Source organism: Gracilimonas amylolytica (assembly GCF_002911695.1).
Classification (GTDB): Bacteria; Bacteroidota; Rhodothermia; order Balneolales; family Balneolaceae; genus Gracilimonas; species Gracilimonas amylolytica.
Window position 1 is genome coordinate 43,524 of sequence record NZ_PQBS01000005.1, and the last position, 18,713, is coordinate 62,236.

At 43.7% G+C, this 18,713-nt stretch carries 11 protein-coding genes; all 11 read right to left on the reverse strand.

The features are described 5' to 3' along the window. Positions 1-7: 7 nt before the first annotated feature. Positions 8-1,792, reverse strand: coding sequence for a glycoside hydrolase family 13 protein (locus C3B73_RS00560; RefSeq protein WP_103663684.1), 1,785 nt, complete (start codon positions 1,790-1,792; stop codon positions 8-10). 2 nt (positions 1,793-1,794) lie between these two features. Beyond that, positions 1,795-2,217 carry a type II toxin-antitoxin system VapC family toxin gene (locus C3B73_RS13875; RefSeq protein ID WP_157939379.1) on the reverse strand — a complete coding sequence of 141 codons (423 nt, stop codon included), beginning with the start codon at positions 2,215-2,217 and terminating at the stop codon, positions 1,795-1,797. Beyond that, positions 2,165-2,482, reverse strand: coding sequence for a hypothetical protein (locus C3B73_RS00570; protein ID WP_103663686.1), 318 nt, complete (start codon positions 2,480-2,482; stop codon positions 2,165-2,167). Before C3B73_RS00570 ends, C3B73_RS13875 begins: the two co-directional genes overlap by 53 nt. 68 nt (positions 2,483-2,550) lie before the next feature. Continuing rightward, positions 2,551-4,095, reverse strand: a complete 1,545-nt coding sequence (locus tag C3B73_RS00575; protein WP_103663687.1) for an MFS transporter — start codon at positions 4,093-4,095, stop codon at positions 2,551-2,553. Positions 4,096-4,266: 171 nt separating this feature from the next. Further along, on the reverse strand, positions 4,267-5,640 hold the full coding sequence (locus C3B73_RS00580; RefSeq protein ID WP_103663688.1) for an alpha-amylase family glycosyl hydrolase: 1,374 nt from the start codon (positions 5,638-5,640) through the stop codon (positions 4,267-4,269). Between the two features lie 173 nt (positions 5,641-5,813). Continuing rightward, entirely contained in the window at positions 5,814-8,186 is a 2,373-nt protein-coding gene (locus C3B73_RS00585) for an alpha-amylase family glycosyl hydrolase (protein WP_103663689.1), read from the reverse strand. Positions 8,187-8,198: 12 nt separating this feature from the next. Beyond that, positions 8,199-11,114, reverse strand: coding sequence for an alpha-amylase family glycosyl hydrolase (locus tag C3B73_RS00590; RefSeq protein WP_198597243.1), 2,916 nt, complete (start codon positions 11,112-11,114; stop codon positions 8,199-8,201). 10 nt (positions 11,115-11,124) lie between these two features. Continuing rightward, positions 11,125-12,138, reverse strand: coding sequence for a LacI family DNA-binding transcriptional regulator (locus tag C3B73_RS00595; protein ID WP_103663691.1), 1,014 nt, complete (start codon positions 12,136-12,138; stop codon positions 11,125-11,127). Positions 12,139-12,329: 191 nt separating this feature from the next. Further along, entirely contained in the window at positions 12,330-13,391 is a 1,062-nt protein-coding gene (locus tag C3B73_RS00600) for a SusE domain-containing protein (protein ID WP_103663692.1), read from the reverse strand. 26 nt (positions 13,392-13,417) lie between these two features. Beyond that, complete coding sequence (locus C3B73_RS00605) at positions 13,418-15,319, reverse strand: RagB/SusD family nutrient uptake outer membrane protein (protein WP_103663693.1); 1,902 nt, start codon at positions 15,317-15,319, stop codon at positions 13,418-13,420. A gap of 25 nt (positions 15,320-15,344) precedes the next feature. Further along, positions 15,345-18,389 (reverse strand): SusC/RagA family TonB-linked outer membrane protein, encoded by a 3,045-nt coding sequence (locus tag C3B73_RS00610; RefSeq protein WP_198597244.1) that lies wholly within the window; start codon positions 18,387-18,389, stop codon positions 15,345-15,347. Positions 18,390-18,713 lie beyond the last annotated feature (324 nt).

An 18,713-nucleotide genomic window follows, 5' to 3' on the forward strand; every position in this document is an offset into this window, starting at 1 on the left:
GAAGTTTCTACTTCAAAATGCGGGCTGAAATAGGATTTATGGGAATATCAGTAACTGAGAATCTATCCCCAGACAAAAGATCCCTGATATCGCTTTTATTGACCCATTCAGAAATATCCAGCACTCTTGAGTTATCTGACCGGTTTAAAATAACGAGGATCTTTCCACCTTCAAAAACCCGTTCAAAGAACACCCACTTCATCTCCGGATCGTGTGCTAAAATACTGGCACTTCCTTTCGATAAAGCCGGCTCTGAATTTCTAAGCTCAGCCAGTGACTGATAATAACGGTATAGATCTGAATCAAAATTATTGTTATCAGCCGGGCGGTCTTCTTCAAAAGGATGGTGTGTTTCCGGTTCATAATCCATATCCTCCCACACCATCGGTTTTCTGTCATCTGGATCATCAGCGCCCCACATGCCGGCTTCGGTTCCATAGTAGATCATTGGAGCTCCCTGCCAGGTAAACTGAAACGCCGCCACCAAACGTTGAATTTGTCGCTCAGATTCATCAGGTTTTCTCACCTTGAATCCATCCCTTGGGTGACTTTCCCCCTCATACTCAATACCCTGATTCACGGTGAATGAAGCCAACCGTGCGGTATCGTGACTGTCCATGAGGTTTTGTAGCACATGTCCGGCCCCTTCCGGGTAATCTTTCTGAACCTGTTCCAATCGTCTTACAAATTCATCTGTGGTAATTTTATCATCGATCAGAAAATCCTTGGCAGCATAGGCAAACCGGTAGTTCATCACCGAAGTAAACATGTCAGCATGGATGAATTCCCTGGCTTTATCTGTCCATATCTCTGCCACGGTAATGGCTTCCGGATTGATCTCGTGAACTAAGCCATGCCACTCCATCCAGAATTCCTTACCAACTTCTTCGGCTACATCCAGTCGCCAGCCGTCCACGCCATCCGAAGGATCGCCATCTCCATTGGGATCCATCCAACGTTTTGTGACTGCAAAAATATGCTCTCTGATCGGATCCATCAGGGTTCCGTTTTGCTCCTGAAATACCGGAAGTCCTTTGAAGCCCCACCAGCCTTCGTAGTCAAATTCGTTGGTGTCGGGGGTTGCAGGATCGTCAAAAGCATTCACGATGTACCAGTCTTTGTACTGTGAATTTTTCTGATTTTTTACCAGATCCTGAAAGGCCCAGAATTCCGTACCGGTGTGATTCCAAACCCCATCAATAACCACTTTAAGATCTCTTTTATGCGCTTCATCAATGAGTGTAAGGAATAATGAATCCGCTGAAGTCCATGTCCAGGTTGAGGGGTTTCCCGGATCTTCAGATTCAAACTGAGCCACATCCCCTTCCGGATCCGGCCCAAAATTTCGATCTATATGATGGTAATAGGATGCATCATATTTGTGCATGGACTGGGCATCAAAAACGGGATTAAAATAGATGGCTCCAACTCCCAGATCTTTTAAATAATCAAGCTTATCGATCACACCCTGAAGGTCTCCCCCATATCGGCGTTCCCTAACTATGTCATAGAAATCATCGGTATGATCCTTTTCCCATTGATCCCGTTTATACCAATCCTGAGTCCAATCGGTGATCTCCCATCCCTCCGGTCCTCTTGCTCTTTCCCGGTTAGGCTGATTATTGGGATCCCCATCCCTGAAACGCTCAGGAAATATTTGATACCAGACTATGCCTTCTGCCCACTCGGGAGCATTATAAGTTGCTTTCTCATCCGGTTTGTCTGGTTTTGCACACGACCATAGAAATACGGATGAAAATATACATGCTATTGCGATCAGCGTTCTTTTCATTATCAAGAATTGTATGGAGATATTAGGTTTAACGGGTTTCCAGAGCGATCCCGATAAATATTAAAATCATAATCCAGAGTAAAAACTCTGGAATACTTAGGATCATCAATCATTGAAAGAAGGCTTAAATCACCCAAAGAAGCTTGAATGTCACTATACTTTAATACTCCTTCATGGATATAGCGAAGGTTTTTCGGATAGGACTCTTCAACTTGAATGAATCCTTCCTCAATAGTTTGAAAGAGTCCGGAAACACCTTTCGGCACTTTTTTCAAAATATGAAAAGCTTCAGCAACAATAATTGAGGTGGTAATTAAATTTTCCTCAATTTCACCGATTCGTTCTGAAGCCCAAAAGTGATGTTCATCCCTTTTACTTAGAATCGCTACTATTGGGCCGGCGTCTATATAGACTGTCTTTACCAAAGTCTTCCATATATTTTGGGTTAGTGGATAGATCCGTTGGTCCGTCTTCTATAATTCCTACGAGATGTTGCATCCGATCCAGCAACGAACCAGGTTTCGGTTCAACTTCATACTCCATCATCTCTTCATTTACAAGACTTAAGATCAATTCTTTTTGAGATACCCCTTTCCTTTTAGCCAGCATTTTGATCTTGGCCTTTTCCTCGGGGGTAAGCTTCATCCCGAACCAGACAATGTCTTTTTTATTTTTGTCTTTCTTGCTCATTGCTCTCGAATTATTTCTCGTTGCAACGAAATTACTAATTTGTTGCAACTTTTACTAATACCGGGCTTTTAAGCTTTGTCAACTTGCTCATCCACATCGTCCACAAAGTACATCGTGGCTGCAGCGATGAACAGTACGATTCCTCCAAGTACGAGGGCAAAAACGGCCTCACCACCAAAGTAGGTACGTGTCACATAACCTAATACGGTGGCAGCAATAAGCTGTGGCAGTACGATAAAGAAATTAAAGATCCCCATGTACAGCCCCATCTTTTTAGCAGGGATGGAACCGGCCAGAATGGCATATGGCATGGCCAGAATGGATGCCCAGGCTACACCAACTCCAACCATAGATACGATCATCATCATAGGGTCAGAGATAAAGTAGATCATTATAAGTCCGGCTCCACCCAGCATTAATGAAATGGCATGCACCCATTTACGACTCAACAATTTGGCCATTGGCGCCAACCCAAACGCAACGAGTGCTGCAATTCCGTTATAAACACCAAACATAAGACCAACCCAGTCAGCCCCTTCGTTGTATAGAGCTGATGTGGTATCACTGGTTCCATAGATGTGGGAAGTTACCGCTGAGGTTGTATAGATCCATAAAGCAAACAAAGCAAACCAGGAGAAGAACTGAACCAAAGCCAGCTGTTTCATGGTTTTTGGCATATGAATGAAATCGTGCATAACCACCACCAGGCCTTGTTCGGTTTTTCCTGAACGTTGCAGGAACCCTGCTACCATCATCACCAAACCAACCACCGTTATACCACCGGTTGCTACATACACTTCCTTGTCCAATCCGTAGTGATAGGTCAACCAGGTGGTCACAGCTCCAAATAGAGCTGATAATATCCCAATTACAACTTTCTTCTGTCCATCTCCGGCTTCAATAGGTACTTCCCTGAGGGCATTTTTATCCTCGATCTCTTCTTTTTCGGCATCTTCAAATGCCTTCAGTTGTTCAGGAGAGTATTCTTTGGTCTTGGTCACTGTCCACATAACTGCTCCAATAAATGCAATGGCACCTAAATAAAATGACCACTTCACAGATGGCGGGATCATTCCCTCCGGAGCTGTGTTAGCAACGCCAAACCAGTTGTTCAGCATCCACGGCAAGGCAGAAGCAACTACCGCACCGGTTCCTATAAAGAAACTCTGCATGGCAAATCCTTTGGTTCGCTGTTCGGATGGCAGCATGTCACCAACAAAGGCACGGAATGGTTCCATCGAAATATTAATGGAGGCATCCATGATCCAAAGCATACCGGCTGCCACCCAAAGCACCGGTGAATTAGGCAAGATGATCAATGCTGCCGATGCAGCGATCGCTCCAAATAAAAAGTAAGGACGCCTTCTGCCCAGCCTTGTCCAGGTTCGGTCACTGAAATAACCGATAATGGGTTGAACAACCAGACCGGTCAGCGGTGCTGCGATCCACAGAATTGGAATATCATCTACATTGGCTCCCAATGTCTCAAAGATCCGGCTTACATTGGCGTTTTGCAGGGCAAAGCCAAATTGAATTCCCAGAAATCCGAAGCTCATGTTCCATATTTCCCAGAAACTGAGCTTTGGTCTTTTGTTTAAAAGTTGGTCAGACATAAGCCGAATATTTTTAAATTATTGGTTAACTATTTGTTATAGAAATTGTGCAGAATGAACCATCAAAATGTCAACGTGACCAATTGAACGGTTCTGTCACATTACGTACCTGTTAAAAATAAAACGGCCTGACGGTATTTTTTAACCGCCGGACCGTAAACTTGAGATCGATCAATCATTCGCGATCAGCAACCATGAATTTGGTGCCACTTCAAAATAATAGTTCTCTGTTGGTGGCAACTGTTCTGAATAGATCTCATAGGTTGATGCATCAACTGGGATCTCATAATCCTCAAGTGGCACATTAATAGATTCTGTACTGTTATTCAAATAAACGAATACCCAGTCATCACCTTTAACCCGTTTGTAGGCATAGGTTTGTTCAGGTGATTCAAAGATATTCAGGTCACCGCCATACTGTCCATTCCAAAGAGCTTCGTTATCTTCTTTAAGCTGAAAAAGCATGGTGTAAAATGCCTGATATTCGTATTCCTTCCATTCGATCTCATCTTTCTCAAAGAACTCGAGTTGCTTATCAAGGTTTGATTCCTGCCCATTATAGATCAAAGGCATACCGTCTAAGGTTGCAGACAGTACCGCGAAGTTCTCAAAATTGTCTCCATACATTCCGGGATCTGTTCCATTCCAGGAGTTCTCATCATGATTGGTTGTAAAATACATGCGATAAGCACTTTCAGGGAATTTGGTTTCTTCCACTTCCATCAGGCTGTCAAGCGTACCAAAATCGTCGTTACCGGCAGCTATTTCGCGAATGACATGTGCATAGGTCCAGGCATAGGTCATATCAAAGGCCTCATGCATTTCAGGTCCTTCATCTTCTGCCAGCATGAACACCGGCTTGATCTCATCCAGTTTGGTTCGTACATCCTTCCAGAAATCGAGTGGAACCATACCGGCCACATCACAACGGTAACCATCCACACCGAATTCACGAACCCAGTATTCCATGGCATCGGTCATAGCCGCTCTCATTTCCTGGTTCTCATAATCCAGTTGAATGACATCCGTCCAGTCTGTTCCTCTTGGAGGAATGAAATTGCCATTTTCATCCAGTTCATACCAATCCTTGTTTTCGGTCCATGGACTATCCCATGCAGTATGATTGGCTACCCAGTCAATAATTACTTTCATTCCCAGATCATGGGCTTCACTGACCAAAGCTTTGAAATCTTCTTCTGTTCCAAAATTAGGATTAACGGCTTTGTAGTCTTGAACTGAGTAATAACTTCCCAAAGGACCTTTTCGGTTTTTCTCCCCGATCGGGTGAATTGGCATCAGCCAAAGGATATCAACGCCCATAGCTTCCAAACGAGGAAGATCTTTGCGGAATGCATTGAAGGTCCCCTCCTCTGAATACTGACGGATATTCACTTCATAAATACTGGCATCCTTACTCCATTCAGGATGAGCCGTAATGGCATCAATTTGTGCTTCATTGGTATCAACCTCAGGAGCAGCACAGGATGACAGCATCAGCGTGGAAATGGTTATAAAAGCTAAAAACAGGTTTTTAAATCGATTCATGAGTGTTTTATGTAATGTTTGTTGATAAATTTTTTAGCAAGCAAATTGCAGAACCTGCGAGCGTCCTCAAGACCTCGCAGCGTTCGGTTAAAAGTATCTTCCTCGTTTTTCGCAACGCTCGCAGGTCCTATCGGACGCTTCGAGTTTGCTAACTTTCCTATCTTGAGTCACAATCACAAGGTTAAAATTTCAAATGTATTGGATGGAAGGGTTACATATAATCTTCCATTTTCAACGCGGAAATCATTGCCAAAATGGGCTTTCAGGTTGGTGTAATCGAATTCATCCCGAAGCTGCAGGCTAATTTCCTGATCAGAGTCCGCTTTATTGAAAACCACAATAGACTGATCCTCAAAATATGCCCTTGAGTATGCTAACTTATCCTCACCTACGGTGTGGAATCTGAAATCACCATAGGTCAGTGACATTTCATTGTTTCTGAGCTCTGTGAGTTTTCTGAAAATATTTCTATTTGCGATCTCAGGTTCTGTCAGCTCGCTTTCATCAAATTCCATCCATCGTCGGTTATCCGGATCATTGGCACCGGGCTGACCATATTCATCCCCCATATAGGTAACCGGAATGCCCGGTATGGTTTGGTTAAAGGCATGAAACATACTGAGTCTCTTGTAAGCAAAAGCCTGTGGATCTTCAATTTCCCTGGTCCATCCGGCTAACTTACCGTCTTCATCCCAGCTTACTTCTCCACTGGTTAAAGTGATGAATCGGGTTTTGTCGTGATTACCCGAAATGTAGCCCATCAGGTTGTGATAGCCGTAGTAGTTAAAACTTTCCTGTAGCTGGGTTTGTAGGTTTTCGAAGGTATTACCCTGACCAAAGGTATTGAGGCCAGTATCGTACATGTTGAAATCGAACTGACTATCCAGCATTCCCGAATTGATATAGCTGGCCACCAACTCGCGGCTTCCATAAGTTTCACCGATCTGAAATATCTGTTCACCGGTCGGGATGGTCACTGAATCCTTGATCTTGCGGGTCAGGGTCCTCCAGAATTCCAGCTGAATATGTTTGGTGGCATCATGCCTGAATCCATCAAGGTCAAAATCCTTCACCCAGAATAAAGCGGAATCCGTCATGGTCTCTATCACTTCTTCCTTAGAGAAATCAAGGGTTGGCATAAAGGTATCGAACCAGGTGGTAAGGCGGTATTCATCCCATTTTTCAGTGTTCAGTGAACCGTCAGGCAAATACAGGTCCGTTGCCCAGTCCGGGTTTCTCTGATAGACCGGATGCTCTTCGTGTACATGGTTTGCCACATAATCGAGGATCACACTCATTCCATTTTCATGGGCTACGTCCAGCAGTGTTTCAAATTCTTCCTTGGTTCCAAAACGGTCATCCAGTTTTGAAGATGAGATCGGCCAGTATCCGTGATAACCGGAAAATTTCGTGGTCACTCCCCCTTTATCCCAAAGTCCATAGGCACCTTCAGGGTTTTTGGTGATCGGCGATAACCACAGTGTGTTCACCCCTATACTTTCAAAATATCCATCTTCAATCTTTTGTGTGATCCCTGCAAAATCACCGCCGTAGTAATTTGCTTTGGGGTGTATATCAGGGTCATCCACTTTTCTGGTGTTGGAAGGATTGCCATCACTAAACCGGTCGATGAGCACGAAATACATATTCCAGTTGTGATAGTCCTTACGGGTAAGGTCCGAAGCAGATTCCACTACCCATCCGTTATTTAGCGGTATCAGTACATCGTTTGAAACCCGTCCATTTTCATCAAAGGTCCAGGCCCTGATACTTGAACGTTGCATGCTTCTGGCGTTACCGGGAATCTGAAAACTTACCATATTGTCCTGATGGCGGGTTTCAAGCTGGTAGTTTTCCCAGAATACAATGGTATTTTCAGGCGACTCCGTCTTCAGATATACCGAAGGACCTGAATGATCATAAGTTTCAAGATAAAGTCTTTCAGCATCGGGATTACCTGCCGTGAGAACCGAATTGGTTCCACCCATTCCATTTGATACCGTATTCGGATTATCGGGATCAGGCATTTCTACCCCATCCACCACAAACACATATTGATACACGCCTTCATTCACGATCATACTTGTTTCCCAAATCTCTCCTTTCCTTTCAAGAATGGCCGCATTGGGATTCCAGTTATTCATTTCGCCTTTCAGCTTTACAGAGCTGACGTTCTTTCCCTCAGGATCGAAGGTAATGGTTACCTGCTTCTTGTTTGATGCTTTCAACAGCATATCGTAGGCATACCCATCGGCCCATATCTTCAATACATCCAACGGGTCCTGGATTGAGCCGGTGAGAGTAACGGTGCTTTTATCACGGCTTAATTTCGCGTCCAGGCCGGCTGGAGCATGAATGGAATCGATGAGTGAGTGAGATTTGAAATAATCTGCCGTAATGATTTGAGTGGTATCATGCCCCAGGGTTACCGGAGAAGCCAATCCAATGATCTCTGAATTATGGGGAGCGTCGATCGGAGCCGTACACCCGGCAATAACAAAGGTTACTAAGAGTGCTACTGAAAGTCTTTTTATAACTGAGATCATACTTAAACTTGTTTATTTAATGAGCGTCATTTTCTTGGAGAGAACGGTTTCGGCTGCCTGTAATCGGTAGATATACATACCACTGCTAAGATCGCTGGCATCGAATGATACGGTGTAGCTGCCGGCTGCTTTACGCTCATTTACCAATTCCTTCACTTTTCTGCCCAGCATATCGAACACTTCGAGTTTGACTTCCGCTGTTTGAGGCACGTTATAGGTAAATGAAGTAGTTGGATTGAACGGGTTCGGATAGTTCTGTCCTAACTTATAGGAAGAAGGCACCTCTTCCCCCTCTTCCTTTGAGGTTACGATATCGCCATCCGGAGTAGCAAATTCTTTGGTTGTAAAGATCTCAAATACACCCGGACCTAAAGGAATCTGCTGCTCTGTATTGGAGATGGTTTCCGAAGTCCCGCCAAAATAATTATACCACGTACCGGTAGATGGAAAAGAAACCGTAGGAGTTGCCGTTTCTACACCGAAATTACCTACAATTACAACATCTGAATCAGAATGCTGTAAAGTGACTGTTTTGACCGAACCTGATAAGCTGTGCTCAAGCATATCAGGGTTTGTGAAGACGGGAGAGCTTTTTCTTAGATAGATCAATGCACTCCAGGCTTTATACAGTTTCTTCCGTTCAGTGTCATCATAATAATCCCAGCGAATGGGTTTTTCACCTACTCTGATCGGGTCAGAAGAAAGACAATCTCCATTACTTCCATCACCACTTGGCTTAAGGCACTCTCCGGGACCTCCTCCATAACCAAGTTCCCCAAATTGCCATATCATTTTCGGCCCGGGCAGTGTAAAGAAAAATGCTCCGGCCAGTTTTTGACGCTGAAGTGCTGTTCCAAGCTCAGTGATATCATAATTTCCGGAAGAATTACCGTAGTTCAGATTCTTGAACATCAGCCATTGCTCATCATGGCTTTCCATGTATCCAACGAGGTGTCGCTTCTGAAAACTGCTGCGAGATTCGGAAAGTACACGATACAAATTCGATTTCCCCCCGTCATGATAACCCATGGTGGCTTCACTGTAGTTCCCATTCATGTTCCCCCATAACATAACTCCTTTGCCTTCATCTACACGGTAATTAGCCCATTCGGCTTCCTCCTGTTCACCTCCCAGATGCTCAAAAATTACAATAAACTCAGGATCTGCGGCCCATTGGTAATCGGAATATTTTTTTAAGACATCAACTCTGTCTTGCTGAAAGCTTCCGGTACAACTTCCACCGTCTCCCGCACAATTCTGAGTAAATCCTTTGGTCAGATCCCACCGAAAACCATCGATCTTATACTCTTCGATCCAATGCTCGATCATACGTTTGTTGTAGTATTGAGTGCCAGAATATGAATGATCAAAGTCATTGAAAACATTATAGGCGTGCCGGGCCACAGAGTTGAAATAATAGTTATCATCATTTCCATAGAGCCGGTAAAGTGGGTTCGGATCCGTAGCGTGATTCATTACCACATCGAGGATCACTGCGATATTCCGTTTATGGGCCTCATCCACAAATTTCTTGAAGGCTTCCGGAGTGCCGTAAGCTTTATCGAGTGCCAGGTGATGATTGGGATTATACCCCCAGCTTAGATTTCCGTCAAATTCATTTACGGGCATTAATTCAATAGCGTTCACTCCAAGATTTTCCAGGTAATTGAGGGTATCTGTCAGTGTCTGGAAATTACCCTCCTCAAGGAAATCACGGATCAGTAATTCGTAGATAACGAGCTCTTCTTTGGCCGGACGCTGATAATTCGTGGCTTCCCAGGTATATTCTTGCTCTTGTCTCAGGTAGGTAACCCATCCTTCGGTTTCTTCAGAAGGATATGGCATGAGGTTCGGGAAAGTAGTGTTGCTGATATATTGATCATTGTACGGATCAAGTACCAACGAAGAATAAGGATCTGAGATCCTGAGGTTACCATCAACAAGATATTGAAATGCGTGATCACCGGAACTCAGACTGCCGTCGTTTAATTCGATCCAAAACCAGGTACTGTCGGTCCCCTGATGTTCTACATTCATCAAATAATCAGAACTGGGAGTCCAGTCGTTGAAACTTCCTATCACATATACATATTCTTTAGAAGGAGCAAAAAGTGAAAGCGTTACCGAACCATCGGGATTTCTGGTGATCCCATCCTCAAGCCCTGCGGGACGGTCTAATATCTGCCCGTTATTATCTTTGATCGTGAAGAATACGGAAGCTGTATCTTTGGTCCCCTGATTATCGTCTGCGATCAGCTCAAACGTTACATCGGTATCATTAGCCTCCGGTGTGTAACTGTAGGTAAGGCTTTCGGTTGAAACCGATTGCACTTCATCCCCATTCTTTTGAAGCGTTAAGCTTATTGTTCCTGATGTAGTTGAACCCGCGCCTTCAATTTCAAAGGTTTCGTTTCTGTTAAGAATTACAACATCATCAGCAGGAGTAATGAACTGGGCATTGGTCTCACCGGAATAAAGATCTACAAATATGTCTGAATTTCCGGTATCCTTTCCTTCTGCAGTAACGCTTCCGCCTTCAACACCCTTAAATACAATCGCGATTTGCTCAATTACTTCTCCTGCATCGGTAACTCCAAAAAATTCCCGTACAGAAGGCCCATAAGTGAATTCCCATTTATCATTGCCGAGCGGTGTTGCTTTCATGGACTCATCATGAGTATTCCAGTCAAACGGCACGTATCTCCAATCACTGCTGCTGGTACTTTCACTGGTAATAACTCCGGTATGAAGATAGACATCACCGGTAAATCCGGCCAGACCACCATTACCTTCTGTTGCGTCATAGGTAATAGTAACTTGACCTGACTCTGTTGGAAAAATAGGATCGGTGACGATGATTTGCGCAAGCACTGCCGACCCTAAACATTGGATCAGTAAAAAAACTAACAGGGATCTAACTACTTTCATTGTAATATCTTTAAACATCAACCGCTCTTCCGTTTACTTTTGTAGAAGACCGAGTAATAAGTTCTGGGGTATAAATGGTTTGTGATATAGTTTTATCCGGGTTATTCATCCTGTCGATAAGATTTTGAGTAGCAAAAAATCCCATTTCCCTCATGGGCTGACGAATCGTTGACAATCCCATATATTCGGCCAGTTCAATATCATCATAGCCAATGATAGGAATTGACTTGCCGGTATCCTGCATGGCTTTTAATGCTCCTACAGCCTGAATATCAGATGCACAAAAACAGGCATCCGGAATCGGATCCATCTTTAGCATCTTTATCATTGCCTCATAGCCGGCTCTTTCAGTAAAACCATCCCTGTTCATGGTGTCTCCCTTAACAACCAGTTGCTTGTCGAAAGGGATGTCAAGTTCTCCAAGAGCTTTTTTATATCCTCGTAAACGATCTTTTATGGGTTTGGAAGTTTCCATGGCCGATAACATCGCAATTCGCCGATGTCCGCAGTCATGAAGTGCCTTTACGGCTCTGTATGCTCCTTGCGCATTATCCACACTTACAGAGTCAAATCCTCCAAAATACTCATCCACCAAGGTAATGGGGACGTTATATTTTTGAAGACTTTCCCAATCTTTATCTTCGAGATGTATAGAGACAAATAAATAACCCTCTGCCCATCTACGCTTGAGTACGTGTTCTACTTGTTTTTTAAGGTCTTTATTGGGTGAAATATTGAATATACTCAACTCGTAGTTCACCTCACTCAACTTATCTTGTACCCCACCGAGGATCTCCATGAAAAAATAGTTGGAGATAACGGGTACCACGATCATTACCGTGTTATTCTTACGACTAGCCAAACCCTGGGCAAATGCCTGTGGGTGATATCCCATTTCGTCTGCCACGGTTAATACTTTTTTACGGGCCTTGTCGGATACGTTACCGCTGTTGTTAAAAACGCGGGAAACGGTGGCTATACTTACTCCGGCCTTTTTTGCGATATCGTAAATTGTAGCTGCCAAATCAAATCTCTTTAAGTATTACCGGATCAGTTTGTTGGAGTATCTTTAAGTTATTATAAAAGATGCACTTTACGTATTTGCCAGATAAAACACATTCTTTCTTTTGGAAACATGTGTTGTAACCTTGAAAATTATAAACCAACCTGGGGTCTCTCTATGCTGAGTGAACCCCAGGCAGTTTATTCAATCTTTTAGTTCTGGATCAACTCGTAGGTATACGGAGCTTCACTAAGATCCAGTATCACTGTATAGTTACCCGATGCAGGAACTGGGATATTGGCTCCATCCTGATCAAGGAAGCCATCACCTTCAGCGTCGCCGTAGTTAAGAGCCCAGTCATCATTTGCCCTAAACTTCATCTCGCCGGCAGATAATGTAATATCCACGGACCAGGTTTTTTCAGCCGGATCGTAGGTCATGTCGGTGTCTGTACTCCAACCACCCGGTGTGGCATCTCCGATAACACCCCACTGTGTATTCATAAGAGTATAAGTGAGGGTATTCAGGTTTACGTTCATTTTGTAATAACCCGGATTTTCGAGATACAGGTCGTTACCGATCCCGCCTTCTTCAAGGTTCCCATTATTATCAGGAGTTCCCCAGTTGAGATCCCAGCTTCTTTCGGCTGTGAACTTAAAGTAATTATTACCATTGGCCATATAAACATAGCCCTCATAACGGTCATTATCCTGTAGTGAGGTCAACGGTGGAGCATCACCCGGAGTCCAGTCATTGCCATAACCACTGGCAGCCTGATAACCACCTGGAACAAAGATCTGAGGATAAGATATATCCACATAGTATGGAGTTACTGCAAATGAAACGGCTGCTGAGTGAAGCACCTCAACATTATCATTGATGTCTGCTACCACTCGCAGGTCAATTGCACTTTCAACATTTACCGGAAATCCAGCGGTAAGTAATGAATTGTTGAATTCGCCCACCATTACTGTTGCTGAGTTCGAATTAGTTCTGAGCAATGTGGCAGGAGCTGCAAAATCAGTGCCTGCCTCAGCCATTTCAATGGTGTATTCAGCCGGAGCTCTGAACCCTACCCCCGGTTTACGCCATTCTAACTCAAAGGCCACTTCCTCACTGTTTTCTTCTGTCAAAACAAGAGATTGACCGGCTGGAGAAGTCGTAAATGTCGGACCTTCAACATTGGTACTGTAGGTCGGCCCAAAGCTGTCTTCACATGATGTGAAGACAAACAGGCCTGCTAAAACAAATATGAATAGATTTAATTTTTTCATGATTCTGTCCTAAAAAATTGTTGGTTTTAGTAACCCGGGTTTTGCACCAGGTTTGGATTCGCATTTACGTCAGAAGAAGGCAGCGGATAAATGTTAAAGTGACCACTTACTGCCTGACCTTCCTGAATTCCGCCTTTCCATGCCCATACATAATCACCGCTTGTGAATAAGCCGAAACGGATAAGATCTGTTCTGCGATGTCCTTCCCAATACAACTCTCTTGCTCGTTCGTCAAGAATGAACTCTGGGGTGATTTCCTGTGCAGTTACATCAGCAGTGTTATCTCCGTAAGCTCTGAATCTCAGATCGTTGACCAGAGTAACGGCTTTATTGACATCACCACCGGCTGCACCGCGAGCAGTTGCTTCTGCATACATCAAGTAGGCATCAGCCAATCGGAACATTGGAAAATCGATATCCACAAATTCAAGGTCTTGGGGAGGACTGCCATCGCTGTTGATGTTTTTCCATTTGGTGATAGTATAACCATCCGCAAAAGTACCCGGATCAGCTACCTCTTTGTTTTGACCATCAGTAAAGAACATCGCGCGTGCATCAAGTGGATTTACTCCCTGATTTTCAACTGAGTAGGTAAGGTCGTTCAGGTTTACTTCCATATAGTAAACTCCACCATCTGCTACAGAAAGGTTGTTTCCGTTCTGGACCAAATTACCGTCTTGGCCTCCATAATTGGTTGTCCAAGTTCGGTCTTCAGTAAATTTGAATTCAGCACCCTCAGCAAAATAAACGTATCCGGTATAGATACCATCGTTATTCTCTGAAACCAGTGGTGGAGCATCTGCAGGGCTCCAGTCATTAGAGTACCCACTCGCAGATTGGTATCCGCCGGGAACATAGATCTCATCATTTCCACCTGGATTTGGTGTTGTGTAGCCTGAAAGATCAAATTGATCGACAAATTGAGGAAGGGTTCGGTAACCGCCCCAGCCCCCGTTAAGACCTAGTTCGGCGGCATTCATATTTCCGCCAACCGCAGCGTGAGCAATAAAGGTAGTACCCCCGTAACCGGTGGTATTCACACCATCAAAAGTGATCGGAAAGATGATCCCATCAGCAGTATGGTTATCCGCCATGAATAGCTCCTGATAATTATCGTGAAGCTGATAGGCACCATCGTCGATGATGTTATTGGTATAGGTGATCACATCGTCATAGCGATCTTCGCCAATATACACTTCGGCGTTCATGTACAGTTTGGAAAGCAGCATCCAAACGGCTGCACGGTCGGCACGACCATATTCATTTTGTCCCTGCGCAATGATCTCACTTTCAATTTCAAGCAACTCACTTTCTATGAAATTGAACAGATCCTGAGCATTGGTTCTTTGAGGGGGCTCTGCTCCTACCTCGTTATCTTCAGTGACAAAGGGCACATTTCCACCAAAAAGGTCAAGAGCATGCCAGTAGCTCAGTGCTCTGATAAATCGTGCCTCAGCCAAGTATTCCTGAATAGCTGCTTCTTCACGGCCTTCGGCATTGCGAATAAACTCATTCGCCATGGCAATGGTATAGTAGATGCGACTATACATACCCATCACAAAGTCATTGGAAGCGGTCCATGACATAGTGTTGAAATCAGGAAGTCCTTCATCACCCCACCCTATGATCGCCAGATCGGTTGGATTTACCTGGTGTGTGAAATATTGACGAACATAGCTTGAAAACCCTTCGTCAATGCCCTGAATATCGGCATCACCTGCAGGCCCTTGCTGGCCTGTTGTGGCAAAGCCTGCATAAAGCTTGGCTAATACCTGTCTATACTCTTCCGGGGTATTGTAGATCGATTCTGAAGTTACCACATCATCATCAATAGGCGATGTGTTCAGATCATCGATACACGATGTAGCTGTAAAACCCAAGAATACGGTCAGTACAATAAATAATGTTTTATATGTTTGATTAAACATGATCTTGGTTATTAAATAGTTTCAATTAGAAATTCAGATTTAAACCCAGAACGAAGGTACGTGGCCGGGGATAAATGTTGTTGTCAATACCACCGAACACTTCGGGGTCTAATCCACTGTAGTTAGTGATCACAAATACGTTTTGCACTGTGGCTGATACTCTGAGGCTGTTGAGAACACTAAAAGGATCATTGAACGTGTATCCAAGATTTATGTTATCCAGTCTCAGGAAGGAAGCATTTTCAACATAGTGATCAGAGAAAAACTGAGCAGTGTTGAAGTTGGTTTCCAATACAGATTCAGGAGCATTTCTCAAATAGCCTTCATACTGCATATCGTTGTAGAAAGCATTGCTTGAATTCACGTTGTTATATACATAATTACCCAGGCTAGCGTGCCCTGCTATAGAAGCATCCCAGTTCTTGTATTCAACTCTAGAATTGAAACCAAATTCATAATCGGCAGAAGGACTTTCATAGCGATATTTATCGGATTCGTTGATCACACCGTCGCCGTTTCGGTCTACATAAAGACCTTCGATCGGGGTTCCATTCGCATCATAAACTTGTTCAAACACGAAGAAGGAACTTCTGGGGAATCCAACACTGTGTAACTGTATCGTGTTACCTACCCCTCCTGAAATTCCACCGGTCTCAACACCGATATAATCCGGATTATCAACGGTAGTAAGCTGTGTGATCTCGTCAGAGTTCTTGGATACGTTTACACCCACTTCCCAGTAAGTATCCTGGGTAGAGATCAAACGGCCGGTAACTTCAACTTCAACTCCACGCACTTCAAGGGTACCTACATTAGAAAGTAGCCGGTTGGTGAAGTTTGAGCCGGCTGCTACCGGAACTACATTCAAGAGGTCATTGGTTTCTCTGATATACCCTTCGACCTTACCAAATATTCGGTCGTTGAAGAGGCTGTAATCCAATCCTATGTTATAAGTAGTGGTTTCTTCCCACTTCAGATCTGGGTTATATCCTTCAGGTCTGAGTGTTGTTACAAATTCATTGCCGAACTGGTACCTTGCATTAGGTTCACTATAGGTGTAAACCGGCAGATAAGGATAATCACCTTGTCCAATATTTTGTTGTCCGGTTACCCCATAACCTAAACGTAATTTCAACTCGGTAATAGCTTCAGCTCCGCTCATGAAAGACTCTTCATGAATCTTCCATGCTACGGCTGCAGAAGGGAATAATCCCCAGCGGTTATCTTCAGAAAATCTGGAAGTACCATCCTGTCGAAGAGTAGCCGTAACCAAATATCTGTCTTTGAAAGCGTAGTTCAGGCGACCAAAGAAAGACACAATGTAATTCTCTGTTTTATAATCCGTGTCATTTCTTACATCCAGGTTTGCTTCATCAGAACGATCATAATTGGTCGAATAACTAGATCCCTCCGCATAGTGATGCTCCCAGGAATAACCGGCTATCAAATCAAAGCTGCTTTGCCAGTCCGCTACTTCTTTATCGTAGTTGAGATAAAAATCGATCAATTCATTCTTCTTCAACTGGTCATAATCTACTCGCAGCCCTGAGGTTTCAGGATTACCTGTGTATTCAAAAGAAGCTTCATCGGTAACAACAACTTCACCGTTGGCCACATCGGAATAATCAGCACCCACGTTTAAGGTGGCATTCAGTCCTGAAACAAATGGAAGTGCATAATTCAATTCCAAATTACCAATGGTACGATAAACGGTAGACTCATCGTCTCTTTGCTCCAACAATGCTATTGGGTTATCAGGAGAAAGCGGGTTTGGGCAGCCATTTGCATCCCTCCAAACATAATAACCTCCAAAATCAGCAGTCTCACCATCACATTGATAATTACCATCTACTTTTACAGGTTGTGTTGGGTCAAAAACAACCGCATTTCCGATCGCAGCCTGATTTCCAAACTGATTTTTGACCTGCATTCCTTTCAGATTCAGGTTTACCTTCAGATCATCATTGAGGAAGGTTGGGTTCAAGGAAATGGCACCGGTAAGGCGATCATTCCGGTCGGTTCTAAGGATCCCCTCGTTACCAGAAAAACCTACTGAAACACGGTAAGGGATATTTTGGTAAGAACCGGTCACATTCAGATTATGATCCTGCCCAAAAGCATTTCGGTAGATCTGGTCCTGCCAGTCTGTATTGGAATCACCCAGCAACTGAGGTGCATTTCCACCCAATTCATTGGTGATCACATCCCGAAATTGATCGGCATCCAGCATGTCAACTCGTTTCTGGTTGGTCTGGTAAGATAGGCGTGTACTGTAATTGACATCCAATTGTTGCCCGGCTCGCGCTTTCTTTGTGTTAATGATGATCACACCGTTTGAGGCACGAGAACCATAAATAGCTGTTGCCGATGCATCCTTAAGAATGTTGATCGATTCAATATCATTAGGGTTAATGGTATTCAGTGGGTTTCTCATACCGGAAACACCTGTACCATCCAATGGCACACCATCAACTACAAACAGCGGGTCATTACTCGCAGAAAGAGAAGAACCACCACGAATTCGGATCGTTGCACCACTACCCGGAGCACCGTCACCGGATGTAACGCTTACACCGGCTGCTTTACCCTGGAACAACTCCTGAGGGGACGTAATGTTACCCTGGTTAAAATCTGAAGTGCTGATCGAATTAACCGAACCGGTATTATCGCCTTGCTGCTGTGTACCGTAACCAATTACAACCAACTCCTCTCCGGAAATGGTTTGAGATCTTAACTGTACATTAATTTCTGTTCGGCCATTTATAGGGATCAGCTGACGCTGAAAACCTAAAAATGAAAAAGCCAGCGTATCCTGTAAACTCGGAACTGCCAGCTCATAATTTCCGTCAAAATCTGTTGTGGTACCAATGGTGGTCCCTACAACTAAAATATTTACACCCGGAAGGGTTTCTCCGGTTTCGCCATCAATAACAGTACCGGTAATGGTAGTTCTGTCTTGTGCCATGGCTTCCGTGTTTCCAATCTCCGAGAATAGTAACCCAACCATCAACGGTATAACTGCAAGCATCTTTAAAGTGCTGAAGCTAAACCAATCGACAGTAGATCCCATAATCGGTATCGCTGTGTTTCTCATGTTAAATCTCCAATGTTGGTTTTTTAATTGGCTGAAGTGTTAAAGTTATTTCTCATTTAAGGTATGTAAGCGCTTACATTTTTTCAAGCGAGATTTAACACATTCATAACAACCTTAAATCTAACCCAGATATTAGATTTTGATACTACTTTGGCTTAAGTACCTGTTTTATTGTAACTAATATCCTTAATCTGAATAGAGTATCACTTAATATATTGAAGGGGTACGGTTCTCTTTCACAAACTAAATTTAGTTTAAACTGCTGTAAGCAAATAAATTATGTAAGGGCTTACATAATCT

Excerpts from the sequence above, each read along its gene's own strand:
- C3B73_RS00560 (WP_103663684.1), bottom strand. The coding sequence starts at position 1,792 with ATGAAAAGAACGCTGATCGCAATAGCATGTATATTTTCATCCGTATTT.
- C3B73_RS00570 (WP_103663686.1), bottom strand. The coding sequence starts at position 2,482 with ATGAGCAAGAAAGACAAAAATAAAAAAGACATTGTCTGGTTCGGGATG.
- C3B73_RS00575 (WP_103663687.1), bottom strand. The coding sequence starts at position 4,095 with ATGTCTGACCAACTTTTAAACAAAAGACCAAAGCTCAGTTTCTGGGAA.
- C3B73_RS00580 (WP_103663688.1), bottom strand. The coding sequence starts at position 5,640 with ATGAATCGATTTAAAAACCTGTTTTTAGCTTTTATAACCATTTCCACG.
- C3B73_RS00585 (WP_103663689.1), bottom strand. The coding sequence starts at position 8,186 with ATGATCTCAGTTATAAAAAGACTTTCAGTAGCACTCTTAGTAACCTTT.
- C3B73_RS00590 (WP_198597243.1), bottom strand. The coding sequence starts at position 11,114 with ATGAAAGTAGTTAGATCCCTGTTAGTTTTTTTACTGATCCAATGTTTA.
- C3B73_RS00600 (WP_103663692.1), bottom strand. The coding sequence starts at position 13,391 with ATGAAAAAATTAAATCTATTCATATTTGTTTTAGCAGGCCTGTTTGTC.
- C3B73_RS00605 (WP_103663693.1), bottom strand. The coding sequence starts at position 15,319 with ATGTTTAATCAAACATATAAAACATTATTTATTGTACTGACCGTATTC.
- C3B73_RS00610 (WP_198597244.1), bottom strand. The coding sequence starts at position 18,389 with ATGGGATCTACTGTCGATTGGTTTAGCTTCAGCACTTTAAAGATGCTT.